General features: G+C 63.6%; 21 protein-coding genes. 12 read left to right on the forward strand and 9 right to left on the reverse strand.

Annotated features, from left to right (window positions below; all coding sequences use genetic code 11):
• Nucleotides 1-196 precede the first annotated feature (196 nt).
• Nucleotides 197-790 (forward strand): MerR family transcriptional regulator, encoded by a 594-nt coding sequence (locus tag ACIQT2_RS09095; protein ID WP_387438600.1) that lies wholly within the window; start codon nt 197-199, stop codon nt 788-790.
• 82 nt (nt 791-872) lie between these two features.
• Here ACIQT2_RS09095 and ACIQT2_RS09100 read toward each other — a convergent pair whose 3' ends face one another.
• Nucleotides 873-1,682, reverse strand: coding sequence for a ParA family protein (locus ACIQT2_RS09100; RefSeq protein WP_402945709.1), 810 nt, complete (start codon nt 1,680-1,682; stop codon nt 873-875).
• A gap of 307 nt (nt 1,683-1,989) precedes the next feature.
• On the opposite strand from ACIQT2_RS09100, the gene ACIQT2_RS09105 reads away from it, so the two are divergent.
• Nucleotides 1,990-5,385: a pyruvate carboxylase gene (locus ACIQT2_RS09105; RefSeq protein ID WP_402945711.1), complete on the forward strand. Its 3,396-nt coding sequence runs from the start codon at nt 1,990-1,992 to the stop codon at nt 5,383-5,385.
• Between the two features lie 78 nt (nt 5,386-5,463).
• Here the strand turns inward: ACIQT2_RS09105 and ACIQT2_RS09110 are convergent, their stop codons facing one another.
• Nucleotides 5,464-7,275, reverse strand: a complete 1,812-nt coding sequence (locus ACIQT2_RS09110) for an AMP-dependent synthetase/ligase (protein WP_402945713.1) — start codon at nt 7,273-7,275, stop codon at nt 5,464-5,466.
• A 186-nt stretch (nt 7,276-7,461) separates the two neighbouring features.
• Between ACIQT2_RS09110 and ACIQT2_RS09115 the strand changes: the two genes are divergently transcribed.
• Nucleotides 7,462-8,520, forward strand: a complete 1,059-nt coding sequence (locus ACIQT2_RS09115; protein WP_402945714.1) for an ROK family protein — start codon at nt 7,462-7,464, stop codon at nt 8,518-8,520.
• A 26-nt stretch (nt 8,521-8,546) separates the two neighbouring features.
• Here the strand turns inward: ACIQT2_RS09115 and ACIQT2_RS09120 are convergent, their stop codons facing one another.
• The 3 genes from ACIQT2_RS09120 to ACIQT2_RS09130 are packed head-to-tail and all read right to left on the reverse strand — an operon-like array spanning nt 8,547 to nt 10,649.
• Nucleotides 8,547-9,074: a hypothetical protein gene (locus tag ACIQT2_RS09120; protein WP_402945715.1), complete on the reverse strand. Its 528-nt coding sequence runs from the start codon at nt 9,072-9,074 to the stop codon at nt 8,547-8,549.
• Entirely contained in the window at nt 9,061-9,864 is an 804-nt protein-coding gene (locus ACIQT2_RS09125) for an alpha/beta hydrolase (protein WP_400334681.1), read from the reverse strand. Before ACIQT2_RS09125 ends, ACIQT2_RS09120 begins: the two co-directional genes overlap by 14 nt.
• Entirely contained in the window at nt 9,861-10,649 is a 789-nt protein-coding gene (locus ACIQT2_RS09130) for an alpha/beta hydrolase (RefSeq protein ID WP_400334679.1), read from the reverse strand. Before ACIQT2_RS09130 ends, ACIQT2_RS09125 begins: the two co-directional genes overlap by 4 nt.
• A gap of 106 nt (nt 10,650-10,755) precedes the next feature.
• On the opposite strand from ACIQT2_RS09130, the gene ACIQT2_RS09135 reads away from it, so the two are divergent.
• Together ACIQT2_RS09135 and ACIQT2_RS09140 are read left to right on the forward strand one after the other, a co-directional pair.
• On the forward strand, nt 10,756-11,547 hold the full coding sequence (locus ACIQT2_RS09135) for a lysophospholipid acyltransferase family protein (protein WP_402945718.1): 792 nt from the start codon (nt 10,756-10,758) through the stop codon (nt 11,545-11,547).
• Between the two features lie 66 nt (nt 11,548-11,613).
• Nucleotides 11,614-13,017, forward strand: coding sequence for a class II 3-deoxy-7-phosphoheptulonate synthase (locus tag ACIQT2_RS09140; RefSeq protein ID WP_402945720.1), 1,404 nt, complete (start codon nt 11,614-11,616; stop codon nt 13,015-13,017).
• A 68-nt stretch (nt 13,018-13,085) separates the two neighbouring features.
• Here the strand turns inward: ACIQT2_RS09140 and pknB are convergent, their stop codons facing one another.
• Nucleotides 13,086-15,125, reverse strand: a complete 2,040-nt coding sequence (pknB, locus tag ACIQT2_RS09145) for a Stk1 family PASTA domain-containing Ser/Thr kinase (RefSeq protein ID WP_402945722.1) — start codon at nt 15,123-15,125, stop codon at nt 13,086-13,088.
• Nucleotides 15,126-15,200: 75 nt separating this feature from the next.
• Complete coding sequence (locus ACIQT2_RS09150) at nt 15,201-16,550, reverse strand: LysM peptidoglycan-binding domain-containing protein (RefSeq protein ID WP_402945724.1); 1,350 nt, start codon at nt 16,548-16,550, stop codon at nt 15,201-15,203.
• A gap of 260 nt (nt 16,551-16,810) precedes the next feature.
• On the opposite strand from ACIQT2_RS09150, the gene ACIQT2_RS09155 reads away from it, so the two are divergent.
• A complete protein-coding gene (locus ACIQT2_RS09155) occupies nt 16,811-17,164 on the forward strand; it encodes an Rv2175c family DNA-binding protein (protein WP_400334671.1) in 354 nt (117 codons plus the stop codon).
• 73 nt (nt 17,165-17,237) lie between these two features.
• On the opposite strand, the gene ACIQT2_RS09160 is transcribed toward ACIQT2_RS09155, so the two are convergent.
• Both ACIQT2_RS09160 and ACIQT2_RS09165 read right to left on the reverse strand, forming a co-directional pair.
• Nucleotides 17,238-18,335 carry a polyprenyl synthetase family protein gene (locus ACIQT2_RS09160; protein ID WP_402945726.1) on the reverse strand — a complete coding sequence of 366 codons (1,098 nt, stop codon included), beginning with the start codon at nt 18,333-18,335 and terminating at the stop codon, nt 17,238-17,240.
• Complete coding sequence (locus ACIQT2_RS09165) at nt 18,332-18,889, reverse strand: hypothetical protein (protein WP_402945728.1); 558 nt, start codon at nt 18,887-18,889, stop codon at nt 18,332-18,334. The genes ACIQT2_RS09160 and ACIQT2_RS09165 overlap by 4 nt, the downstream gene beginning before the upstream one ends.
• 74 nt (nt 18,890-18,963) lie before the next feature.
• Here ACIQT2_RS09165 and dinB point away from each other — a divergent pair, with 74 nt between their 5' ends.
• From dinB to ACIQT2_RS09195, 6 genes are all read left to right on the forward strand, one after another.
• Nucleotides 18,964-20,226 (forward strand): DNA polymerase IV, encoded by a 1,263-nt coding sequence (gene dinB, locus ACIQT2_RS09170; RefSeq protein WP_402945730.1) that lies wholly within the window; start codon nt 18,964-18,966, stop codon nt 20,224-20,226.
• Between the two features lie 241 nt (nt 20,227-20,467).
• On the forward strand, nt 20,468-20,836 hold the full coding sequence (locus tag ACIQT2_RS09175; protein WP_397322898.1) for a DUF3040 domain-containing protein: 369 nt from the start codon (nt 20,468-20,470) through the stop codon (nt 20,834-20,836).
• Between the two features lie 469 nt (nt 20,837-21,305).
• A complete protein-coding gene (mraZ, locus tag ACIQT2_RS09180; protein WP_397322897.1) occupies nt 21,306-21,737 on the forward strand; it encodes a division/cell wall cluster transcriptional repressor MraZ in 432 nt (143 codons plus the stop codon).
• Between the two features lie 164 nt (nt 21,738-21,901).
• Nucleotides 21,902-22,900 (forward strand): 16S rRNA (cytosine(1402)-N(4))-methyltransferase RsmH, encoded by a 999-nt coding sequence (gene rsmH, locus ACIQT2_RS09185; protein WP_402945733.1) that lies wholly within the window; start codon nt 21,902-21,904, stop codon nt 22,898-22,900.
• The gene (locus ACIQT2_RS09190; RefSeq protein ID WP_402945735.1) at nt 22,897-23,562 is read left to right on the forward strand and encodes a hypothetical protein; all 666 of its coding nucleotides are present in this window, start codon (nt 22,897-22,899) and stop codon (nt 23,560-23,562) included. Before rsmH ends, ACIQT2_RS09190 begins: the two co-directional genes overlap by 4 nt.
• A 42-nt stretch (nt 23,563-23,604) precedes the next feature.
• Entirely contained in the window at nt 23,605-25,401 is a 1,797-nt protein-coding gene (locus ACIQT2_RS09195) for a peptidoglycan D,D-transpeptidase FtsI family protein (RefSeq protein WP_402945738.1), read from the forward strand.
• Nucleotides 25,402-25,438: the final 37 nt, after the last annotated feature.

The following is a 25,438-nucleotide window of genomic DNA, read 5'->3' on the forward strand; positions in this document are numbered from 1 at the left end:
GCCTTTTTTCGCGGCCAACGTCTTTGACCTAGGGCTCTTACCGGCCTAACGTCGAAGTATCAAGTTCCCGTTGCATACACTGCCGGCGCAAGTCACACTGGAAGGTGCGGTCTTGTGGGAATTACACGGCTGATTTTCAGCGTTGTGTGTCAGTGATGTGCACCGTCCCCAAGGGAACTGTCAACAAGGAGGTCACGTGAGTCCGAAAGGCGAAGCAGGCGAGCTGAAGCAGGCCTCGACCGGCATTGCCGCGCCCGCATCCGGCGCCCAAGGTTTGCTCTTTACGGAGGACCTTCCAGTGCTGGACGAGGACGCAGGCTACCGCGGCCCCACCGCATGCAAGGCCGCGGGAATCACGTACCGCCAACTCGACTACTGGGCACGCACCGGCTTGGTTGAACCCGCTGTCCGCGGCGCCGCCGGTTCCGGTTCGCAGCGCCTGTACGGATTCCGCGACATCCTGGTCCTTAAAGTCGTCAAGCGGTTGTTGGACACCGGAGTGTCGCTCCAGCAAATCCGGAGCGCCGTGGAGCACCTGCGGGAACGCGGTGTCGAAGACCTGGCACAGATCACGCTGATGAGTGATGGCGCCAGCGTCTACGAATGTACGTCCGCGGATGAAGTCATTGACCTGGTGCAAGGTGGCCAAGGCGTCTTCGGCATCGCCGTGGGCCGCGTGTGGCGCGAGGTCGAGGGGAGCCTCGCAGCCCTTCCGAGTGAGCATGCCGCCGAACAATCCTTTCCGGACGACGAACTCAGCAAGCGACGCGTAGCCCGCAAGATCGGCTGACCGCGCCCGGACTTTATGCAGTACCGAAGAAGCCGCCTCCCTCATCGGGAGACGGCTTCTTTGTGTTGGTCCAGTGGGTGGCTCAGCCTTGGCGGCGGGCCTGGGATGCTGATGGACCTGTGATGAGGTTCTGCAGCAGGGCATCGAAAAGCTTGGCGGAGTTCTTGGCCGAGTCGCCGGGCCAGTGATGCACCGAATGGGCTGCACCCTGGATCTGCTGCCAGTTTGCCTGTTCGGGAATGTGCGGGCTCAGCAGGAGTTCCCCGAACATGGATTCCATTTCGGCAAGCCTGAACGCGTGTTCCGTCGATCCCGTCCGGACACGATTGGCAACGATGCCCGCCGGGGCCAGGTTCGGTGCAAATTCCTGCTTGAACAATTGGATGGCGCGCATGGTCCGCTCGGTTCCGGCAACGGAGAAGAGTCCGGGCTCAGCCACGAGCACTACACGATCGCTGGCGCTCCAGGCCATGCGGGTCAGCCCGTTGAGTGACGGTGGGCAGTCCACCAGGACCAGGTCATAGCTACTGGTCCCCGCGAGGACGGCGGAGAGGCGCCGAAGATCCCTGCGGCTGAGGTCCGGCCGGTCATAGATGCCTGTCAGTGCCGAGCCGACGGCGACGTCCAGTGTCCCATTGCTGGAACCATTGGAAACCCAGCTGCTGCCGGAGACGTTCTCGGGGAGCCTGGCCTTGCGCGGGCTCTTGAGCATCCGCCCGATGTCCAGCTTTCCGTTGGGCTGGACGCCAAGGGCGGTGGTGGCATCGGCGTGGGGATCGAGATCCACCACCAAGGTGGAAATTCCTGCTGCGAGGGCCGCCGAGGCGAGGCCGGTTGTGACGGACGTCTTTCCCACGCCGCCTTTAAGGCTGCTGATGCTGACTACTTGCACTTGAAAACCCAAAACCTAACGCCGGTTGCCGTATCGCGCTGTTTTCCGCTCCTGCAGAGCTGGAGCCCGGGACTTGCCGAAGCCCCTTGAACATCATATGGTGCACGGTCCCCGAATCCCGCTTTCTACGCGCCCGGGGGACTCCTGCGAACGGCCTGACATATCACGCCTTATGGTCCTCCGTATCCACATACAGCGCACATGACGAATACTGTTGTGATGGTTGCCACAAAGATTTGTGTTTGATGCTGGCGGCACTACACACTGTGACCACCGACCGATCCACCCGCAATGATGCAGGAGAAGTATGTTTTCGAAAATTCTGGTGGCCAATCGCGGAGAAATCGCGATTAGGGCGTTTCGCGCTGGTTATGAACTGGGCGCAAAAACCGTTGCCGTCTTCCCGCACGAGGATCGTAACTCGATCCACCGGCAGAAGGCTGACGAGGCCTACCTGATCGGTGAGGTGGGCCACCCGGTCCGCGCCTACCTGGACGTGGAGGAGGTTGTCCGCGTCGCCAAGGAAGCCGGCGCCGACGCCATTTACCCCGGTTACGGTTTCCTGTCCGAGAACCCGGACCTCGCCCGCGCGGCAGCGGCCCAGGGCATCACTTTCGTCGGCCCGCCCGCCGAGGTGCTCGAGCTGGCAGGCAACAAGGTTGCTGCCCTCGAGGCTGCCCGCAAGGCCGGCGTTCCCGTCTTGAAGTCGAGCAAGCCGTCCAAGGACCTGGATGAGCTGATCGCGGCAGCGGATGAGATCGGTTTCCCCATCTTCGCCAAGGCAGTCGCCGGCGGTGGCGGCCGTGGCATGCGCCGCGTCGAAACCCGCGAAGCGCTCCCCGAAGCCCTTCAGTCCGCCATGCGCGAGGCAGATGCCGCCTTCGGCGATCCCACGATGTTCCTTGAACAGGCCGTGCTGCGTCCCCGCCACATCGAAGTGCAGATCCTTGCCGACGCCGAGGGCAACGTCATGCACCTCTTCGAACGTGACTGTTCGCTGCAGCGCCGCCACCAGAAGGTGGTGGAAATCGCTCCGGCGCCGAACCTGGACGAAAACATCCGCCAGGCCCTTTACCGCGACGCAGTCGCTTTCGCGAAGGCGCTGAACTACGTCAACGCCGGAACCGTCGAGTTCCTGGTGGACACCGAGGGTGCCCGCGCAGGCCAGCATGTCTTCATCGAGATGAACCCCCGCATCCAGGTTGAGCACACGGTCACCGAAGAGATCACGGACGTGGACCTGGTCCAGGCCCAGATGCGCATTGCCTCGGGCGAGACCCTCGCCGATCTTGGGCTGAGCCAGGAAACCGTCGCGATCAAAGGCGCCGCACTGCAGTGCCGCATCACCACCGAGGACCCCGCGAACGGTTTCCGTCCGGACGTCGGAAAGATCACCGGCTACCGGTCGGCCGGTGGCGCCGGTGTCAGGCTCGACGGCGGTACCGTTTACTCCGGTGCCGAGATCAGCCCTCACTTCGACTCGATGCTGGTCAAGCTCACCTGCCGCGGACGTGACTACCCGGCTGCAGTCGCCCGCGCCCGCCGCGGCCTCGCCGAATTCCGTATCCGCGGCGTATCCACCAACATCCCGTTCCTGCAGGCTGTCCTGGCGGACCCGGACTTCAACGCCGGCAACGTGGCCACTGACTTCATCGACAAGCGCCCCGAACTGCTCAAGTCCCACATTTCGGCGGACCGTGGCACCAAGCTCTTGACCTGGCTGGCAGACGTCACGGTGAACAAGCCCAACGGGGAACTGACGGTCCAGTCGGACCCGGCCGACAAGTTGCCGGTTATCGATGGCCCAGTGCCCACCTCGGGTTCACGTCAGCGCCTCCAGGAACTTGGTCCGGAAGGTTTCGCCAAGGCCCTTCGCGAACAGCAGGCCCTCGCCGTCACGGACACCACGTTCCGTGATGCCCACCAGTCCCTCCTGGCCACCCGCGTGCGCACCCGCGATCTCGTTGCTGCCGGCCCTGCGGTCACGGCTTTGCTGCCGGAACTGCTTTCCGTCGAAGCCTGGGGTGGAGCCACGTACGACGTCGCGCTTCGCTTCCTCGGCGAAGACCCATGGGACCGCTTGGCTGCTTTGCGCCAGGCACTGCCCAACACGTGTATCCAGATGCTGCTCCGCGGCCGGAATACCGTTGGCTACACACCGTACCCGGAAGAAGTCACGGAAGCGTTCGTCAACGAAGCCGCTGCCACCGGCATCGACATTTTCCGCATTTTCGACGCGCTGAACGACGTGAACCAGATGGCTCCTGCCATCCGCGCCGTCCGTGCCACGGGGACGGCAGTCGCCGAGGTGGCTCTCTGCTACACCGGCAACCTGCTTGACCCCGAAGAGAAGCTGTACACGCTCGACTACTACCTGGATCTCGCCCAGAAGATCGTCGACGCCGGTGCCCACATCCTCGCGATCAAGGACATGGCCGGCCTGTTGCGTCCGGCCGCGGCGGCCAAGCTGGTTTCCGCGCTGCGCGAGCGGTTCGACCTCCCGGTCCACCTGCACACGCACGACACCGCCGGAGGACAGCTTGCAACGCTGCTCGCCGCTGTCGACGCCGGTGTGGACGCCGTCGACGTTGCAGCCGCTTCGCTCGCTGGTACGACGAGCCAGCCGGCAGCTTCTGCCCTCGTGGCAGCCTTGGCCAATACGCCGCGGGACACAGGCCTCAGCCTGGAGAACGTGGGGGCCTTCGAACCGTACTGGGAAGCCGTGCGCCGTGTGTACGCGCCCTTCGAGTCCGGCCTTCCGGGCCCCACAGGCCGGGTTTACCAGCACGAAATCCCGGGTGGCCAGCTCTCCAACCTCAGGCAGCAGGCGATCGCCCTGGGCCTCGGTGAGCAGTTCGAGGCCATCGAGGACATGTACACGGCTGCCGACCGGATCCTTGGCCGCCTCGTCAAGGTGACCCCGTCGTCCAAGGTGGTGGGTGACCTCGCCCTGCACTTGGTGGGACTGAACGCCGATCCTGCCGACTTCAACGAGAACCCGCAGAACTACGACATTCCGGATTCCGTCATCGGTTTCCTCTCCGGCGAACTCGGTGATCCTCCCGGAGGCTGGCCCGAGCCGTTCCGCACCAAGGCCCTCCAAGGCCGCAGTGTGAAGGTGCGCGACGTCGAGATCAGCGCAGAGGACAGCGCCGCGCTGAAAGCGGATTCCAGGACCCGCCAGCAGACGCTTAACCGTCTCCTGTTCGCCGGTCCCACCAAGGACTACCAGAAGAGCGTTGACACGTACGGCAACATCTCTGTCCTTGATACGCGCGACTACCTTTACGGCCTGCAGCGCGGTGCAGAGCACATCATCGAACTGGAGAAGGGCGTCCGGCTCATCGCTCAGCTGGAAGCTGTTTCCGAAGCCGATGAAAAGGGCATGCGTACGGTGATGTGCACGCTCAACGGACAGTCCCGTCCGGTGGTTGTCCGCGACCGTTCCGTGGTGAGCAACGTCAAGGCCGCCGAGAAGGCCGATCCCGCCCAGCCGGGTCAGGTCGCGGCACCGTTCGCCGGTGCCGTCACGGTGACCGTGAAGGTTGGCGATGAAGTCAAGGCCGGCGATACCGTCGCCACCATCGAGGCCATGAAGATGGAAGCGTCAATCACCACACCCGTGGCAGGAACGGTTTCCCGCCTCGCCATCTCCGCGGTGGAGCAGGTCCAAGGCGGCGATTTGCTGCTCGTGGTCGGCTAGCCACTGAACTGAAAGAACCCCGTCGGGAAATTCTCCTGGCGGGGTTCTTTGCTGCTATGGACTTTTTACCGGGAGGTCCTAGGAGGCCCTCGGTGCCGAGTACATATCCTCGATCACCGTGTCGAAGTCCTTCATGACCTGTGCGCGCTTGACCTTGAGCGAAGGAGTCAAATGGCCGGACGCCTCGGTAAAGTCCGAGGGAACGATCCGGAACGACTTGATCGCCTCGGCCTGCGAGACGGACTGGTTGGCCTTGCTGATGAGTTTCTGGACTGCTGCCTTCACTACGGCGTTGTCAGTTGCTTCTTCCAGGGTGGTGGAACCCGGGAGTCCGTGGCGTTCAAGCCAGCCCGGCAGGGCTTCCTCATCGAGGGTCACCAAAGCCCCAATGAACGGGCGGTTGTCGCCCACCACGAGCACTTGGGAGACCAGTGCATCTGCCCGGATCTGGTCCTCAAGGAGTGCCGGGACCACGTTCTTGCCACCGGCGGTGACAATGATTTCCTTCTTGCGGCCGGTAATCTTCAGGAAGCCGTTGCTGTCCAGTTCACCGATGTCTCCGGTCCGGAACCAGCCATCAACGAAGGTCTCGTCGGTGAGGTCCTCGCGCTTGTAGTAGCCGCGCATCACGCAGACGCCTTTGGTGAGGATCTCGCCGTCGTCCGCAATCTTGACCGCGTTGCCCGGAAGCGGCGCTCCCACTGTGCCGATCTTGATCATCGACGGCGTGTTCACCGAGATCGGTGCCGTGGTTTCGGTGAGGCCGTAGCCTTCCAGGATCTGGAGGCCAATGCCTTGGAAGAAGTGGCCAAGGCGTTCGCCGAGCGGGCCTCCTCCCGAAACTGCGTGGGCAACATGCCCGCCCATGGCCGCGCGGAGCTTGCCATACACGAGCTTGTCGAAGACCGCGTGTTTGATCTTGAGGCCGAATCCCAAGGAGCCGGACTGGCGTGCCTTGGAGTACTCGATCGCGGTGTCCACCGCACGGTGGAAGATGGCACCCTTTCCGCCGTCCTCTGCCTTGGTCAGTGCCGAGTTGTAGACCTTTTCGAAGACGCGGGGTACGGCGAGGATGAACGTCGGCTGGAAGCTCTGGAGATCGCCGAGGAGGTTCTTGATATCCGGGGTGTGCGCAACTTGGACGCCGCCGGCTACCGCCAGGACGGAAATGAAACGGGCGAAGACGTGTGCCAGCGGAAGGAACATGATGGTCTTCCCCGACTCGTTGATGATCTCGCCGAGTGCTGCACGGGCATTCTCGGAAAGTTCCACGAAGTTGCCGTGGGTCAGTTCGCAGCCCTTGGGGCGGCCTGTGGTGCCGGAGGTGTAGATGATGGTGGCGAGGTCGGAGAGGCCGGCCGCGGAGCGGCGGGTTTCCAGCTCGTCATCGCTGACGTCAGCCCCGGCGGCGCGAAGGGCGTCCAGCCCGGATCCTTCGAGCTGCCAGACGTTGGTGACAGTGCTGATGTCCTCGGCAGCGACGGCCTGCCGGATGATGTCCTCGTGATGGGCGGCTTCGCCGAACGCTGCCACGGCTCCTGAATCACCCAGGTTCCAAGCCACCTGCGACGGCGAGGATGTCTCGTAGATCGGCACGGAGACGGCGCCGGCGAACCAGATGGCAAAGTCCACCAGGGACCATTCGTAGCGGGTGCGGGACATGATGCCCACGCGGTCGCCCGCGCCTACGCCGCTGGCGATCAGGCCCTTGGCCAAGGCTTTGACGTCGGCGAGGAAATCGGTGGCGCGGATGTCCTGCCATTGGCCTTGGCTGTCCAGCTTGGAAAACAGTGCGGGGTTGGATGCCTTCGCGGCCTCCCGGACAACGAAGTCCGTGATATTGGTTTCGGGGGCGACATTGACGAGGGGAGGAACACTGATTTCACGCACGGCAGCTCCTTTGATATCCACGGGCCACAAGGGGCACTGTCCACTCTAGTATGCCCACTCATGGAGGTGTGTCCGATTTCACCTACTGGCGAGTAACTTTACGGATCGCCCGCCATTTTGGGCAACTTGGCGCCACGATCGACGCCCGATGCCGGGCTGCCCGGGGCAGCGGAATAGGATGAGGGGATGCCTCAAATTCGGTCAAGCTCGCGTCCCCGGCTCCGGCCTCCTGTTGCCGGTGGGAAAGACGTTCCGTGGGGCGCCCGCCGCAGCCACCTTGGCCGGCGTGGGCTGGCCATCGGCATCGACATCGGCGGAACCAAGGTGGCCGCCGGCGTGATCGACGCCGACGGCCGGGTGCTGGCCGAAGCCCGCCGTGCCACTCCGGGGGCCGATGCCCGGGCCGTCGAGCGGACCATCGTGGAACTGGTAGACGAGCTCAGTGCCGATCACCGGATCGCTTCCGTGGGTATTGGGGCCGCCGGATGGATGGACCTCGACGGCGGAACGGTCCTGTTCAGCCCGCATCTGGCCTGGCGCAACGAGCCCCTGCGCGAAAGCCTCCAGAACCTCTTGCGGCGCCCGGTCCTGTTGACCAACGACGCCGATGCCGCCGCGTGGGCGGAATGGCGCTTTGGCGCCGGCCAAGGAGAGAGCCGCCTGGTGTGCATCACCCTGGGCACCGGGATCGGCGGCGCCATGGTGATGGACGGCCGCGTGGAGCGCGGCCGCTTTGGCGTGGCCGGCGAGTTCGGCCACCAGATCATCTTCCCCGGCGGCCACCGCTGTGAATGCGGAAACCGGGGCTGCTGGGAACAGTACGCTTCAGGCAATGCCCTGGGCCGTGAAGCCAGGCAACTCGTCAAGACCAACTCACCCGAGGGCCGGGGCCTCCTTGAAAAGGCCGGCGGCGTGGCGGACAGCATCACCGGAGCTGCAGTGACCACGTTGGCACTGAACGGTGACGCCACTTCCAAGGAACTTATTGCCGATCAGGGTGAGTGGCTTGGCCTTGGGCTCGCCAATCTCGCAGCGGCCTTGGACCCGGGTATGTTCGTCATTGGCGGCGGATTGTGCGACGCCGGCGATCTCCTGGCCGATCCGGCGAGGGCGGCGTTCGCCAAGAACCTGACTGGACGCGGCTTCCGGCCGATGGCCCGGATCGAACTCGCTGCGCTGGGGCCGCGGGCCGGGATGATTGGCGCAGCCGATCTGTCGCGGGTCAGCGGACGCGCTCACAGCTAGGCATTCAACCGCAGGAGGCTGCGCGCCTAGATGCGTGCGCCGTCGTCGTCCTCGTTCTTTTCGCGCGGAAGCCGCATGATGAGGTAGACCACCGAGGCAACAAAGGCTGCCACGATCCCCAGGATCGCTGCCAAGGGTGCCGAGCGCCAGAACATGGCCGTGAACAACAGGGCGAGCGGGCCTCCGACGGCGCCGAACCACGCCAGCATGGTCAGCGGCTCCGTTCCCGCCAGGCTCGGCGGTTCCTCCGGAACGAAGGCGCCGTCGTCGTCGGCCACATCGTAGTCCCGGGGACCTGAGGGGAAACCGGAACCATGCCGCTGGCGAGGTGCATCAGTGCCTGGTGCGTCCTGCCCTGCACCCGGAGCCGAGAGGCCCAGCGGGTCGAAATCCTGGAAGGATTTACGGTCGGCTCCGGGATCCGGGGCGCCCGCGGGTTCCGCGTCCGAAGGCGAAGATTCGGTCGCCTCCAGGCGTGCTACCAGGTCCAGCCATACGGCGTCGTCGTCCTTATTGGCGCTTTGGTCGGCTGAGTTGGGATCAGGCCTGTTCATTGGCTTTATCCTTTTCGAGCGATGGCCCGCTGCCGGCCAGTGCCGCCAGGGTTTTCTGGATGAACCCAACAGTGCCCGAGAAAATTTCCGGAGCGTCGTTGTCGAGGGTTGCCACATGGTAGCTGTTCCTGAGGTAGCTGACATCCACGTTGGCCTGTACCCGCGATTGCAGGATGGCCAGGCTGGCGTCGGACACGATGTTGTCAACCGTTGAACGGAACACCCGGACAGGGGCGTTGATCCGGGGGAGGAGGCGCACCGTGTCCTTGTACATCAGTTTCAACTGGTGGGCTGCCGCAACCGGCGTCCGCGGATAGGCGCCCTCGTCCTGGTCCGGTTTGAGGATGTCGTTGGCGATCGCCGGTGTGCTTTTCAGGACGTACTTCAACGCGCCCACGATCACTGCGCGGGGATCATCCAGCACCATCCCCGGGTTGACCACGATGGTGCCCGCCACAGGTCGGGTGGCGGCGATCCGCAAGGCCAAGGTGCCGCCCATGGACAGTCCTGCGGCGAAGACGTAGTCGCACTCTTCGGCAAGTTCCAGATAGGCGTGGTCCACTGCCCGGTGCCACTCGTGCCAGGAGCGCGTGGCCATGTCCTGCCACGTGGTCCCGTGGCCGGGCAACAGCGGAAGATTGACGGCATAACCGGCGTCCGCCAAGTGCTCCGCCCACGGCCTGATGCTGCGGGGGCTTCCGGTGAATCCGTGGGACATGACCACGCCAATGCGGGGTCCGGAGCCCATGGAGGCGCTGCGGAACGGAGCAGAATCGGGAAGCTTGTTCATGATGTCTCCGAGGCTACTCTGTCGCCGGCATGACGGCGGAAAAACTGAGCGGATTCTTCAAAAATAGTGGGGGCATCCACATCCAAGGTGGCCACATGTCCACTGCCGGGGAGGGAGACCACCCGGAGCCGGGACGGATCCAGGTGCTTGGCAATCGTGGCCACGGAACTTGGCGGGATGACGCCGTCCACAGCCGACTTGAACACCAACGCGGGTGCGTGGACCTGGGGCAAGGCGCGCGTCGCGTGCCTGAAAAGCTTCTTGAGTTCGTGGACGGACTGCAACGGCGTCTTCGAATAGTCGCCGTCCTCCGTGGCGGCCGCTGTCGGTTTCTCTTCCTCAATGGGGGACGTGGTGCGCATGACGTACTTCAGGGCACCCACGTAGCGCACCCGGCGGTCATAGAAGCTCAAACCGGGGTTGACCAACACCAGGCCTGGAACAGGGTGGAGTGAAGCCACGCGCAGGGCGACGGCCCCGCCCATGGAGAGTCCGGCAACGAAGCAGGCATTGGTTTGTCCGGCGAGATCCAGGTAGCTCCTTTCGAAAGCCCTGTACCAGTCCTGCCAGCGGGTCGTGGCAAGATCCCGCCAGTTGGTTCCATGTCCCGGGAGAAGCGGCACCGAGACGGCGAAGCCCCGATCCGCCAAGTACTCCGCCCAGGGGAGTACGCTCTGGGGACTACCGGTGAATCCATGGCAGATGGCGATACCCGTGGAGGCGTTTTCCCCGTGGCCCGGGTGGTGGAAAGCCAGTGGGGCCGCCGCTTGATGTGGTTCCGTCATGGCTCCATCGTGTCACTGTTCCGGGCATTTCTCACTGGAGTAGGGTTGCTGTTGAATCCTGGCCGCAGCCGGGAGGGCATCTGCCATCGGCCGTGAGAGGACAACCGTGTTCTATTGGGTCATGAAGAGGATCTTCCTCGGTCCCATCGTCAAACTCCTGTTCAGGCCCTGGGTCAAAGGCCTGGACAACGTTCCAGCGGACGGTGCCGCCATCCTGGCATCGAACCACCTGTCATTTTCGGACTCGATCTTCCTTCCGTTGATGGTGCACCGGCCTGTGGTCTTCCTGGCCAAATCGGAGTACTTCACGGGCAAGGGCATCAAAGGCAGGTTGACGGCGCTTTTCTTCAGGTTGAGCAACCAGTTGCCCATGGACCGGTCGGGCGGCGCGGCCTCGGAGACGTCGCTGCAGGCAGGCAAGGATGTCCTGGCCGCCGGCGGGCTGCTGGGGATCTATCCCGAGGGGACACGCAGTCCGGATGCCCGGCTCTACCGTGGCAAAGTGGGTGTCGCCCGCCTGGCCCTGCAGACACGGGTTCCCGTGGTGCCGGTGGCCATGATCGGAACGGAAAAGGTGCAGCCCATTGGAAAGAGGCTGCCTAACATCCGTCGGATCGGCTTGATCTTTGGGCAACCCATGGACTTCAGCCGGTACTACGGCATGGAGGAAGACCGGCACATCCAGCGGGCCGTCACTGACGAAATCATGTATGAACTCATGAGGTTGTCCGGTCAGGAATATGTGGATGAGTATGCGGCAGTGGTGAAGGCAAGGCTGGCCGGCAAGGGCCCGGAGCCGGTTCAGAAAGTCGAAGCGGCAGAGGAAGCTCCGGGTGGGATAGCGGAAGACCGGGAGGAGCCGGGCAGTGGCATCGGCCCCTCCGGCAGGGCACTGTGACGCATCCGGCAGGATGGGTTACGGATGCTGTGCCCCAAGACCCGCCCGGGCTACTACTCTTGTAGGGTGACTGAGCTAACCGCGAACACCGCACCATCTGTAGCAGATCCGCTTGCCAGCACCGCCCAGAGCGGTGCCGCGAACTATCCCGGACTCGATGCCTGGCGTGACCTGCCCATCTCGCAGCAGCCTTCCTGGGCCGACGCAGAGGTCTTCAAGGCCTCCGTCAGGGAGTTGTCGATCGTTCCGCCCCTGGTTTTCGCCGGTGAAGTAGACGTCCTCCGGGACCGCTTGGCCGCTGCCGCGCAGGGGAAGGCTTTCCTCCTGCAAGGTGGCGACTGCGCCGAAACCTTCGAGGCTGCCACTGCCGACAAGATCAGCGCCCGCGTCAAGACGATCCTCCAGATGGCAGTGGTCCTGACCTATGGTGCCGCGATGCCCGTCATCAAGATGGGCCGGATGGCCGGCCAGTTCGCCAAGCCGCGGTCCTCGAACGACGAAACCCGCAACGGCGTCACCCTGCCCGCGTACCGCGGAGACATCGTCAACGGTTACGACTTCACTCCGGAGTCCCGCGCCCACGACGCCGGAAGAATGCTTCAGGCCTACCACACCTCGGCTTCCACGCTGAACCTGATCAGGGCTTTCACGCAGGGCGGTTTCGCTGATCTTCGCCTGGTCCACCAGTGGAACAAGGGCTTCACGGAAAACCCGGCCCACGCCCGCTATGAATCCCTGGCCCGTGACATCGACCGCGCCATCAAGTTCATGGACTCCTGCGGCGCCGACTTCGAGGCACTCAAGCGAGTGGAATTCTTCGCGAGCCACGAGGCACTCCTCCTGGACTACGAGCGTGCGCTGACCCGCATCGACTCGCGCACGGGACTTCCGTATGACACGTCGGCACACTTCCTGTGGATCGGCGAGCGGACCCGTGAACTGGACCACGCACACGTGGACTTCCTGTCCCGTGTCCGCAACCCGATCGGCGTCAAGCTCGGCCCCACCACCAGCGGAGACGACGCCCTGCGCCTGATCGACAAGCTGGACCCGAACCGCGAATCGGGCCGCCTGACCTTCATTACCCGCATGGGCGCCAAGAACATCCGCGAAAAGCTGCCCGCCGTCGTCGAGCGTGTCACGGCTTCCGGCGCCCAGGTGCTCTGGGTGACCGACCCGATGCACGGCAACACCGTCACCTCGCCCAACGGCTACAAGACCCGCAACTTCGACGACGTCATTGACGAGGTCCGCGGGTTCTTCGAGGTCCACCACGCCCTCGGAACCGTTCCGGGTGGCCTGCACGTGGAGATGACCGGCGACGACGTCGCCGAGTGCCTCGGCGGCGCCGACCCGATCGACCAGGATGCCTTCCTGGACCGCTATGAGTCGGTCTGCGACCCGCGGCTGAACCACATGCAGTCCTTGGAGATGGCTTTCCTGGTGGCAGGAGCCCTCGCCAAGCGGTAGACGTCCCCCTACGAAAAAGGCGCGGTCCGGATTTTCCGGGCCGCGTCTTTTTATGCTTGGTTGGTCTCCTAGACCACGGTCAGCGTGATGAGGGAACCCTCGGGAACCTCGCTGTTGACCGGGTTCTGGTCCCGGACCGTACCGAAGAAACCGCCCAGGATCTCATTGACTTTGACCTCGAAACCCAGATCCTCGAGCTGCTTCCGGGCGTCCTTGGCCTGCTTGCCTACAAAGCTGGGCACCTTGACCAACTTGGGCCCCTTGGAAACGGTCAGCGTCACAGAGTCGCCCTTGATGAGGGTTCCGTTGGCAGGGGACTGCGTCACGACCGATCCCTTGGGCACGGTCTTGTCGTTTACGGTTTCCGGCGCGATCACGGCCTTCAGCCCGGCGTCCTGGATCGCCTTGACGGCGGCGTCCTGCGGCTGGCCTTTGACATCCGGCACCGGGATGGGCTGCGGACCCTTGGAGACAACCAGTGCTACAGGCGTGCCATGCCGGACTTCGGTGCCTTTGGCCGGGTCCTGTGCGAGGACGACGCCGGCAGGTGCCTTGTCGTCGAAGGCCTGGGTAACGTTGCCCAAGGCCATTTGCGCGGTGTTGAGGGCGTTCTTGGCGTCATCGAGCGTTCCGCCTGTCAGCCCGGGAAGCGCGAACAGTTGGGCGCCCTTGGACACGAAGAGCGTGATGGGCTGGAACTTCCTCACCTGCGCACCGGATTCGGGCTTGGTTCCCACAGTGAGGCCGGCCTTGATGTCGTCGTCGAAGACGTCCTGCGGTTCCGATTGGAATCCGGCCGTGCGCAGGAGTTGCTGCGCTTCGGCAACGGTCTTGTTCTTGACATCCGGGACGGTGCCGGGAGATCCCGGACCCATGCCGAAGAACCATCCCGCGGAACCTGCCAGGAGCGCCAGGATGACGATCACGATCGCCCAGATCACCCCACGGCGCCGCGGATTCCCCTCGCGGAGGGGCCGGACCGGGGTGGCCGCCGCCCTGGCCCGGTCCTTGGCTTCCTGCTTTTCAAGCCGTTTGGCTTCCCGTTTCCCGGGCGTGCGGACGGGATCGTCAACGCCGGGTATGGTGGCGCGTCCCTGGGAAGCGGCCGAGGCCATCACGGTTGTTGGGTTGCTCTGGTGGGAAATGAACTCCGTAGGCGAAGACGTGGCCGGGATGGCCTCCGTTGGGTGCTCCCCGTAGGGCACCGGGGCCGTCGCCGGAAGAGGCCCGTTCGAGGACGCTTGCTTGTGGTCGAGTTGCTCGTCACTGAGCGAGGTGCGGATATGGCGGAGCTCGGACAACAGCGCGGTCCCGTCCACTGGCCGGTTCTCGGCGTCCACCGCCGTGCACCACTGAACCAGTTCGTCCAGGTCCTGGGCCAGTCCGGGGGCGGCCTCGGAAGGCCGTGACACCGCGGAGTTGACGTGCTGGTAGGCCACCTGGATGGGGGAGTCGCCGGCGTACGGCTGCTTGCCCGTCAGCATCTCGTAGAGCATGATCCCGGCCGAGTAAATGTCGCTCCTGGCATCTGCGGCCTTACCCAGTACCAGTTCGGGTGCCAGATACGCGACGGTGCCGATCAGGGCGCCGGTGCTGGTGGTAGCGGTGACGGCGCGGGCCAGTCCAAAGTCGCCCACCTTGATCCGGCCGTCGTCGGCAATGAGCACATTCTCGGGCTTGACGTCCCGGTGGATGAGGCCGGACCCGTGGGCTGCCGCGAGTCCCTCAATGACCGGATCGATCAGGGCCAGGGCCAGCCGGGGAGGGAGGGCGCCTTGCTCGTCCAACACATCGCGGAGCGTGTGGCCTTTGACGTATTCCATCACCAGATAGGCGATGTGGCCGTCTTCGCCTTGGTCCAGGACACCCACCACGTGGGGGTGGGACAAGCTTGCGGCTGCCTTGGCCTCGCGGCTCAGGCGTTCCAGGAAAGTCTGGTCATTGGCCAGGTGGGGGTGCAGGACTTTGAGGGCCACATCGCGTTCCAAGCGCTGGTCCGTCGCCAAGTAGACCGTGGACATTCCGCCTCTCGCGAGGCGTGAGCGCACCAGGTAGCGCCCGTCCACGGTTGTTCCGATCAGGTGGTCCTGCTGAGGTTCTTGCACCATACGATCCTAATCGAGGCGTGGAAGAGGCCCGAATTCCAGCGGAATCCGGGCCTCTTCACGTGCTTGGCAGGGCTCTCAGGCGAAGGTGCGCTGGCGGGCCTTGATCGACTCCACATATCTCTTGGTGTCGTCATACATGCCGTACTTGCTCACCGAGTACTGACCTTGGTAATAACCGGCGATGGCGGTGTCCAGGTCCTTGGACGTGGCAACCAGGGCGCGGATGATGGCCACGCCGGCAGTGGCGTTGTCATAGGGGTCCAGGAGGTTCAGTTTTCGTCCTACCAGGTCCGAGGCCCACTCGCCCGACGACGGGATGACCTGCATGGTGCCGATGGCGTTGGCGGGAGAGACAGCGCGCTGGTCGAAACCGGATTCCTGTTCCGCAAAAGCCAAGGCCAGCGAAGGGCTCACCCCCATGCGACGGGCAGTGTCCGCCACGATCGTCTTCATTTCGGCGCGGCTGGGCACCGGTGAAGCGTTGAGCAGGGCCTTGTTTTCGTTTGCCGAACTCACCACCGCGGGCGGGTAAGTGAAGCCAAGGAAGGAACTGGGCACCAGAGGCGTGGTGCTCGACGCCGGCGCCAGGCTGTTGCTTCCCGGAATGGTCAGCTTCTGGCCGGGGTAGATGACCGTGGTGGCGGTGACGTTGTTGGCGCTCATGAGCGCGGACAGGGAGACGCCCTGCCGGGACGCGATGGAGCTGAGGGTGTCACCGGCCTTGATGGTGTAGGTGCCGGAGCCCGACGCCGGCGCGGATGGAGCCGGGGCAGGTGCTGGAGCGGACGGGGCGGGTGCGGAGGAACCAGCGCTGACCTTGATCTTCTGGCCGGGGTAGATGATGGAACTTCCGTTGAGGTTGTTCCAGCTGAAGATGCTGGACAGGGGAACTCCATGCCGGGCCGCAATGGCCCCCAGGGTGTCGCCGGACACCACTGTGTACGTCGCAGCAGCATCCGATGAGGCAGCCGGGGTAGGCGCAGCGGCAGGTGCCGGAGCGGGAGTGGCCGCGGGCGCCGTGCCCTTGAGCTGGATGGTTTGGCCCGGATAGATCAACGTGGTGGCCGTGAGCTTGTTCAGCTTCAACACCTCGTTGGTGTCCAGGCTGAACCGGTGGGCAATGGCACTGATGGTGTCGCCCCTGACGATCTTGTATGTGTCCGGGACGGACGGTGCCATGGGGCGCAGCGCTGCGGGAAGCGCTGACGCGACGGACTGCGCGGGGATGACATGTGCGGCCTGGGCAGCCTGGGCCTGGATCGCGGCGGCCAGCGTAGCCGGAATCTTGCGCGGCTGCGGCAACGGGGCTGCCGTGGCGGGCTGGGCCACTGCAAGCGAGGACAACACCACTGCAGGAAGCGCAGCCGTGGTTGCCGCGATGACGGGCATGCTCATGGTTCGTTTCGTCGAGCGGGGCGTGGTCATGAAGTGAGTCCTCATCTCGGCAGCGGGGGATGGTTGGGTATTGCCGCTGTTACCAATGTTACTGATGTTATCAATGATGCAGTTGTTATCAATGGTGCAAGTGTGATCAAAGTGAATCTCTCATACTTATTCCTTCGGCACAACAATTCCTCGCGATTGACGAAATCAGGCGGGAAAGCCGTGGAGGCTGAAACAGGAATGTCCGCTCCCTGAAAGCATTCGGCTAGGCGGGAGGTGGGGCGTCATGGCACCCTTGATCCGTGAGTAATCTTGAAAACCTTGTAACCGACTGGCTGCCCCTGCCCGATGTCGCCGAGTTGTTGGATGTCACCATCACCAAAGTCCACGGACTGCTCGACGAGCGCGCGATGGTGGCCGTCAGGCGGGGTGAACGGAATATCCGTTCCATCCCGGCACTGTTTATCCAGGATGGACACGTCGTGGACAGCCTTAAGGGGACCGTTGCCGTCCTCAGCGATGCGGGCTACAGCGACGAGGAATTGATTGTCTGGCTGTTCACGCCGGATGAGTCCCTGCGCGGACGTCCCATTGATGCACTGCGTGAAGGACGAAAGACGGAAATCAGGCGCAGGGCCCAATCCCTGGCCTGGTAGCAGGACCAAACAAAAGGAATCGACGGCGGTGCCACACCGCCGTCGATTCCTTTTAAGTACCTTGCCTGATGGGTCAGGCCGCGCGGCTAACGGCCGCCTCAGCCAGATGGCGGAGCGCTGAAAGCGGCAATTCCGCCAGAGGCAGCTGTTCGAGCGCCGCGAATGCCTGGTCGCTGAGTTCCGCAATGAGCGACTCAGTGGCGTCCAAGGCGCCGCATTCGACAATAATGTGACGGATGCGGTCAACTTCCTCCGCGCTGAGGTCCTGCTTTCCCAGGAGTTGGTCTACGTGGGCCGCGTCTGCAGCGGACGCCATATTGATGGCAAATCCCACCAGGACCGTACGTTTGCCTTCGCGGAGGTCGTCGCCGGCAGGTTTGCCAGTGGTTTCCGGATCGCCGAACACGCCCAGGACATCGTCACGCATTTGGAAGGCCTCGCCCAGTGGCAAGGAGAAGGCCGAGTAGCCCCTGAGCAATTCCGCGGGTGCGCCGGCGAGGGCGCCGCCCAGCGCAAGGGGATGCTCTGTTGAATACTTGGCAGACTTGTAACGGATGATCGCCTTGGCCCGATCCACTGATCCCGCACGCTCCCGGACCGGACCGGCCACTTCCTCAAGGATGTCCAGGTACTGTCCGGCCATCACTTCGGCCCGCATGAGGTTGAAGATGGACCGGGCCTGGGTACCGGCCGCCGCCCTGGGGCCGATCCGGGTAAACGATTCTTCACTGAAGGAGAGGCAAAGGTCTCCGGTCAGGATGGCGGCTGCCTGGCCGAACCGTTCGTTGTCCAGGGCCCAGCCGTTGACCTCGTGCAGTTGGCTGAATCGCTTGTGCACACTGGGGCCACCGCGGCGGGTGTCTGAACGGTCGATGATGTCGTCGTGGATCAAGGCGGCAGCCTGGAAGAGTTCCAGGGCGCAGCCTGCCGTCAGGATGTCCTGGTGGTTTTCGGCGCCGCCGGCCCCCCGCCAACCCCAATAGCACATGAGGGCACGCAGCCGCTTGCCGCCCGTGACCAGGCTCGAGATTGAGCCCAGCAGGGGCTCCACGTCGGGGGACACTGTCGCCATGATGTCCTGCTGTGAGGACAGGAAGGCTTCGAGATGGTCCGCCACGCCCAGGATGAACCGGGACTGTTCCGCCTGGAGCTGTTGCACGTGCCCGGTCACTTGACGGAACCGGCCGCCACGTTGGCGCCGATGGTAAAGGTGGAGACGCCTTCCTTCTGGCGGACAGAAAGATTAACTGTTTCGCCGTCACCCCGGATGAAGTCGATCGAGGTGACGTTGCCCACCGTTCCGGATCCGGGAACTGCTTTGAAGCCCTGGGCCTCCAAGGATGCCTTGTAGTAGTCCACCACGCCTTCCGGCGGAGCCTTGACGGTTCCGACCAAGGCCACCGTGGCCGGGGACGCCGTCTTGTCGAAGCTGCTGGAACGGACGGAAGTTTTTGGCATCACCGGAATCAGTTGCTGGGGGAAGCCTTCAACCAACGCTCCGACAGTGGCAGTGGCGCTGGGGGCAGCCGTGGCCGGACTGCTGGCAGGGGATCCCGTGGTGCTTGCTGTAGGCGTGGAGGACGCGGGGGCCGCTGAGGCGGAAGAGCTGGAGGCCGAAGGAGCAGCGGACCCCTGGGGGGCAGGGGTGCAGGCGGAAACCGCCAGGGCGACGGTGATTGCGATCAGGGCAAGTCCTCGCACGTGGGCAGTTCCAGGGAGCTTCACAGGGGTATCCTTCCGTTGGCTGACGCCGGGGCGTTCCTCCAGTTTAGTCAGTGGCCGGGCATAGTATTGCCGTTGTGAGGCAGGATGCAGTTGGCGGCGGCGCGGAAACGGACCACGGGTCGGCCCGCAGTGCTGCGGACGCCCTGCGCGAACTTCGGCGCACCAGCATCCTGCATGTGGACATGGACGCCTTTTTTGTTTCAGTGGAACTCCGGAACCGGCCGGACCTGCGGGGCAAGCCGGTCATTGTTGGATTCCCCGCCGAACGCTCCGTGGTTCTCTCCGCGTCCTACGAAGCCCGCGCAACGGGAGTGAAGTCAGCCATGCCCATGGCCATAGCCATGAGGATGTGTCCGGCTGCCGTTATCATCCAACCCCGCCACAAGCTGTACTACGAGGTTTCCGGGCAGATCATGGACATCTTCGCTTCCATCACGGATCTCGTCGAGCCGCTGAGCGTGGACGAGGCCTTCCTGGATGTGGGAGGAGCCATCCGTCGATTGGGTCCGCCGCTGGAGATCGGCCACCTGATCCGCCGTCGCGTACAGTCCGAACTCGGCATCACTGCATCGGTGGGAATTGCCGGGACCAAATTCGTGGCCAAGATCGCATCAACGCGCTGCAAGCCGGACGGCATCCTGAAGATCGACGCCGCGGACACGGTGGCCTACCTGCACAGTTTGCCGGTGAATGCGCTGTGGGGCGTCGGCGGAAAAACCGCGGAAGTCCTGGCGCGCCTCGGGATCCGGACGGTGGCCGACGTCGCCGCTACTCCGCGCGCATCACTCAAGAAGGTTCTGGGTGCCAGCGGCGAACACGTGCATCGGCTGTCCATGGGTGTGGACCCCCGCCCGGTGACTCCTACCCGGCTTGAAAAGAGCATCGGAGCCGAGGAGACCTTCACCACGGACACGGCGGATCCTTCACTGCTTAACAGGGAGTTGCTCAGGTTGTCGCACCGTGTCGCCGGACGGCTGCGCAGCGCCGGAATGCTGACACGTACGGTGGCCCTGAAACTGCGTTATTCGGACTTCTCCACTGTGACCCGCAGCAGGACCGTGCAGACTCCCATGGACAGCGCCCAGCTCATTTACCAGGTAGCTGTCCAGCTCCTGGACTCGCTGGGGACACGTCCACTGAGTGTCAGACTGGTGGGCGTCCGCGCGGAGCAATTGGAGGCTGCCGGCCAAACGTCCATGCAGCTCAGTTTTGATCGCCGGGACGACAATTGGCGGGCGGCCGAGCAGGCGTTGGACCGGGTTGCCGAGCGGTTTGGCTCCAAGACACTGCTTCCGGCACGGTTGCTCGAGCCCGGCAAGCCTCCCGAGGTGCCCTGAGCCGCGGCTTGGGGCTCCATTCGAGCTGTTTGCCCGTCTTTCAGAACGGCGCTGGACAAACTATCCTAAGGAGTACAGATATTTAGATCGTCTGGACTGCTGTTTCCTGAGCTATCGGCCCCGGGAAGCCTGCTTACCTTCGCAGGAATTCATGGGGAACCAATTCTCGGATCCGTTCGTTCTGGAAACAGACGCAAAGGCCGCGGTCCGTCCAGACGCTGGCTGACTTAAGGAGGTCGGGATGCCCCTCTCGGAGCACGAACAGAAGCTGCTGGAGCAACTCGAGAAGCAGCTTCACGAGGACGATCCGAAGTTTGCCAACACCATGGGGTCGGATCCCATTCGCAGTTGGTCCACCCGACACGTCATCATCGGTGTCCTGGGTGCCATTGCGGGCATTCTTCTCTTGCTTGTGGGAGTTTCACTCCAGCAGATATTTGTGGGCGTCCTCGGTTTCGTGGTGATGGGCGCGGGCGTCTACTTCGCAACGCTGCGTGGAGCCGCCTTCGGTAAGGGACGCAAGGGCAAGCCCGGCAAGGCCAAGTCCAAGAGTTCCTTCATGAGCAGCCTGGAAGAGCGCTGGGACGAGCGTCGCCGCGACGACAACTGAGCGTTCTGGCGTGAAATGACGCCCGGCACCAGTGGCCGGTCTTTTACCAAACCAAGAGTTTGACGTGTGGCGCCCCCGAAAGGAGCGCCACAACAGCGTCCGCCATAAGACCCGAACAGGGTCTTTTCGTGTTTAACGGGCTCGGGGCGCTCCCGCCCCTCCACTTTCCACCCCTTTCCGGATTTCCCTCCATTTCCCTCCCGTCGGGCTGCTTCCTGGCGCGATTCCGCCCGCGGGACCTTTCCGACGTAGGACAAGGGGAGGCGAATCCGCCGCGGCTTCCCTGAACCCTCCACTTCCCACCACGCCCCGAATTCCGCGTCATTCCGGCCTTCGGGAATCTCAAAGTGGTGGAGAAACGCCGCGGGGTGCGTTGACTGTGGTGCGTTGTGGAGTAAAGTGGAGCGCATAAGAGGGTAATGGCAGGGCTGGGTATGTGCGGGCACCTTGATTGAGGGGCGGTGGGCCGGTGTTTCTGGGCACCCATTCGCCGCGTCTCGATGAGAAGGGCCGGATCATACTTCCCGCCAAGTTCCGCGAGGAATTGGCTGAGGGCTTGGTTCTTACAAGGGGCCAGGAGCGCTGCATTTACGTCTTCAGCCAGAAAGAATTCGAACGCATTCACGAGTCGATGCGGGAGGCTCCACTGTCCTCCAAGCAGGCACGCGATTACATTCGGGTTTTTCTGTCTGGAGCCTCTGACGAGGTACCTGACAAGCAGGGGCGCGTGACGATTCCGCCGGCGCTCCGGTCTTACGCAGGGCTCGGCAGGGAACTGGCAGTCATCGGCGCCGGTACCCGCGCTGAGATCTGGGATGCCGAAGCTTGGGAGGAGTACCTCGCCGAGAAGGAAGCCGCCTTCTCGGAGACCGACGATGACAATCTGCCCGGGTTCTTCTAGCCCGACAGAACAGGCAGTACCGGTTCTTGGATGGGATCTCCAGCCGCCCATCGATCCGCTTTCCTGGCTCACCTTCCCCGGAGCCAGGCCGGCGGGGCGATAGGCGCGGATGGGGATCCGGTTCAAGAACCACCAGCAGGGCCAATGAGGAAAGAGGAGGCAGCGTGGAGGAGCAAGACGCGGCAAAGCCCACATCGGAACGCCACGTACCCGTCCTTAAAGACCGCTGCATCAATCTCCTCGCTCCAGGCTTCGAGGCTGCCCGGAAGCGCGGCCAAACGCCCGTGGCCATCGATGCAACGCTGGGCATGGGCGGACACTCCGAGGCCATGCTGCAAAGATTCCCGGACCTGCACCTCGTGGGCATTGACCGCGACGAGGAAGCGCTGGCGTTGGCAGGTGCGCGCTTGGAGCCTTTCGCAGGTCGGACCGACCTGGTCCACGCCGTGTATGACGAGATCGAGGAGGTCCTGGCGGATTTCGGGATCGACGAGGTGCATGGCATCCTGATGGACCTGGGTGTGTCCTCCCTGCAGCTTGATGAGCGCGAACGTGGCTTCGCGTACTCCTACGATGCCCCGCTGGACATGCGGATGGACACGAGCCGCGGACAGACGGCCGCCGATGTGGTCAATGAATACAGCGAAGAAGACCTGGTGCGGATCATCCGCAAGTGGGGCGAGGAGAAGTTCGCCGGCCGTATCGCCAACAGGATTGTCAGCGCCCGTGCGCAGAAGCCGTTCGCTACCACGGGGGAACTCGTGGAACAGATCCGGGCCGTGGTTCCCGCAGCGGCTGCAAAGAGCGGTGGGCACCCTGCCAAACGTACGTTCCAGGCCCTGCGGATCGAAGTCAATGAAGAGTTGGACGTCCTGGAACGCGCGGTCCCTGCCGCCGTGGCTTCCACGGCCTTGGGCGGTCGGGTGGTGGTCATGTCCTACCACTCCCTGGAAGACAAGATCGTCAAGTCCGTCTTCCAGGCAGGATCCAAGTCTTCGGCACCCTTGGGATTCCCCGTTGAACTTGAAGAACACAAGCCCGAGTTGAAGACACTGACCAAGGGCACCGAGGTGCCAACCGCAGAAGAAATTGCCGAGAACCCACGCGCGGCGTCAGCCCGGTTGCGGGCCGTGGAGCGCATCAAGCCAAGGAGAGCCGTATGAGCAACGCCGCAGCGAAGTCATTGCCCTCCACGGTGGGCAACACGGCCCGGGCACTTCCGTTCCCGGCGGGAAAGCCTGGGGAGGGACGCAAGCAACGGACGCCACTCTCGGTGGTCCGCAACGCGCCCCGGAAACGTCGAACGCCCGTTGTTGTGCTTTGCCTGGTTGCCTTGGCGGCTGCCCTTTTGACCGTGCTGGTACTGAACATTTCCGTGTCCACTGCCCAGTACCGCTTGGTGCAGTTGAAGGCTGAAGCCGCAACGCTCACCAAGGAAAACCAGGATCTGACACAGAAGAAGCAGAACTACGAGGCTCCGCAGAATCTGGCAGCGAAAGCGGCAGAATTGGGAATGGTACAGTCCACCGTCAAGGGCCAGATTGATGTCAACACCATGACGGTCACCGGAAAGGCAACGCCGGCCGTGAAGGGAGACAATCCCTCGGCCCTCATTGCCCCTCCGGCGATTGCCGGACAGCTCGACGTGGTTCCGCCGGTGACAACCAAGGATCCGTTGGAGAACCTCAAGCCGGCAACCCCCGCAGCCCCGGAAAACCCGGCGCAGGCAACAACTCCGGCAGCACCGGCAACCGGAACGGCTGCGCCGGCTGAACTGCACGGCGGGTCCGTCCCGGCTCCCCAGCAGAAGACTCCAGGGCAGTAAACAAACCGACCACTGAGCCAAGGCCAGCAGCAAGGAATCAACGTGGCGCAAAACCCCGGCAAATCGAAGAAGACGAAAGTGCCGGCGGCGAGGAAACGCCTGCGGGTTGGTTTGGGCATCATGCTCACCTTGCTGCTGGTGGTGGGTGGCAAGCTGTTTATGGTCCAGGGCCTGGACGTGGGCGGTATGGCCGAGGCTGCCCTCGCCAACCGGCTGACGCCCCAGGTGCTGCCTGCAGAGCGTGGGAAGATCGTCGATGCCAACGGGACCGTTCTGGCCAGCAGCGTCATCCGCTACAACATCGTGGTGGACCAGGTCCTGAACACGGCAACCACCGAGTTCAAGAGGTACAACCAGCAGACTGAGGCCGTAGAGACCATCTCCCGGGACCAGGGGATCACGGAATTGGCCACCTTGCTTGGCACCGATGCGGCAAAGGTCCGCGAGTCAGTGACGGGCGACAAGAAATACTTCGTTGTTGCCAAGGACGTCAAACCAGAACTCGAGGACAGGATTTCCAAGCTCCACGTTCCGGGTGTTGCCGCGGAAGGCGTCAGCAAACGCGTGTACCCCAACGGAAGCGTGGCGGGTGGGGTGGTCGGTTTCCTCCAGGACGGAACCACGGGCCAGGCCGGCATTGAGCAGACCCAGGACGAGGTGCTGCGGGGCACGGAAGGCAAACGCGTCTTTGAGATCGGCGCTGACGGCCTGCGCATCCCCGTTGCCACGGACGAATTGACACCCGCGGTGGATGGCAGTGACGTCAAGCTGACCATCAACACGGATATCCAGTACTTCGCCCAGCAGGCCATCCAAAGCCAGGTCAACAAGCTCAATGCCGAGTGGGGCGTGATTGTGGTGATGGACACCAAGACCGGCAACCTGATCGCCCTGGCGGACACGAACGCACCGGATCCCAACGACCCCGGCAAGGTGGATGCCAAGGACCGCGGCGTGCGCGCCGTGACGGCGGCCTACGAGCCGGGCTCGGTGGAGAAGATGATTACTGCGGCGGCCGTGATCGAGGAAGGCAAATCCAATCCGCTGGACCACTTCACCATCCCGCCGTCCTACACGATAGATGGGCAAACTTTCACGGATGCTTTCGAACACGGCACCGAGGAACGGACGCTGGCCGGCATCCTTGGCTGGTCCATGAATACGGGCACCGTCATGGCCGGCAGCAGGCTGAGCAAGGAACAGAGATACGACTGGCTGAAGAAGTTCGGCATCGGTGAACAAACGGACATCGGCTTGCCCGCCGAGGCCACGGGTATCCTTGCCAAACCGGAGCAGTGGGACGATCGCCAGCAATACACGGTGCTCTTCGGCCAGGGCGTCTCGCAATCGACGCTCCAAACGGTCCGCGCGTACCAAAGCATCGCCAACAACGGCGAGATGCTGCAGCCACGGCTCATTGACAGCTACGTCAGCCCGGACGGAGTGGAACAGAAGGTTCCCGCCAAGGACACACGGCAAGTTGTGACCAAGGAAACGGCGCAGCAGGTCCGGGACATCCTCGAGAGCGCAGTCACCGAGGGCCAGATCAAGGACGCAGCGATCGATGGCTACCGCGTGGGAGCCAAGACGGGAACATCGCAGGCGCCGCGCGAGGACGGACTGCCGGGCTTTGATGGCTATACGGCCTCGATGGTAGGCATGGCTCCCATGGATGATCCACGGTTCATCGTGGAGGTTGTCCTCCAACGCCCCAAGGGCAGCATCTACGGCATCACCAACGGACCGGTCTTCCGATCCGTCATGTCGCAGGTGCTGAGGACCTACAACGTGGCTCCGTCCACAGGAACGCCCGCGCACTTGCCGCAGTTCGTCAAGTAAGCTTCTTGGGCGCCTGTTTCGGCCCCAAGTTTCGATC

It is taken from the genome of Paenarthrobacter sp. NPDC090522, from assembly GCF_044769225.1.
Taxonomy (GTDB): Bacteria; Actinomycetota; Actinomycetes; order Actinomycetales; family Micrococcaceae; genus Arthrobacter.

Bases quoted from the DNA above. Each gene is read 5' to 3' on its own strand.
- ACIQT2_RS09120 (WP_402945715.1), bottom strand. From the start codon at position 9,074: ATGAACAGGCCTGATCCCAACTCAGCCGACCAAAGCGCCAATAAGGAC.
- ACIQT2_RS09130 (WP_400334679.1), bottom strand. From the start codon at position 10,649: ATGACGGAACCACATCAAGCGGCGGCCCCACTGGCTTTCCACCACCCG.
- ACIQT2_RS09190 (WP_402945735.1), top strand. From the start codon at position 22,897: ATGAGCAACGCCGCAGCGAAGTCATTGCCCTCCACGGTGGGCAACACG.
- pknB (WP_402945722.1), bottom strand. From the start codon at position 15,125: ATGGTGCAAGAACCTCAGCAGGACCACCTGATCGGAACAACCGTGGAC.
- ACIQT2_RS09125 (WP_400334681.1), bottom strand. From the start codon at position 9,864: ATGAACAAGCTTCCCGATTCTGCTCCGTTCCGCAGCGCCTCCATGGGC.
- ACIQT2_RS09175 (WP_397322898.1), top strand. From the start codon at position 20,468: ATGCCCCTCTCGGAGCACGAACAGAAGCTGCTGGAGCAACTCGAGAAG.
- ACIQT2_RS09115 (WP_402945714.1), top strand. From the start codon at position 7,462: ATGCCTCAAATTCGGTCAAGCTCGCGTCCCCGGCTCCGGCCTCCTGTT.
- ACIQT2_RS09150 (WP_402945724.1), bottom strand. From the start codon at position 16,550: ATGACCACGCCCCGCTCGACGAAACGAACCATGAGCATGCCCGTCATC.
- ACIQT2_RS09105 (WP_402945711.1), top strand. From the start codon at position 1,990: ATGTTTTCGAAAATTCTGGTGGCCAATCGCGGAGAAATCGCGATTAGG.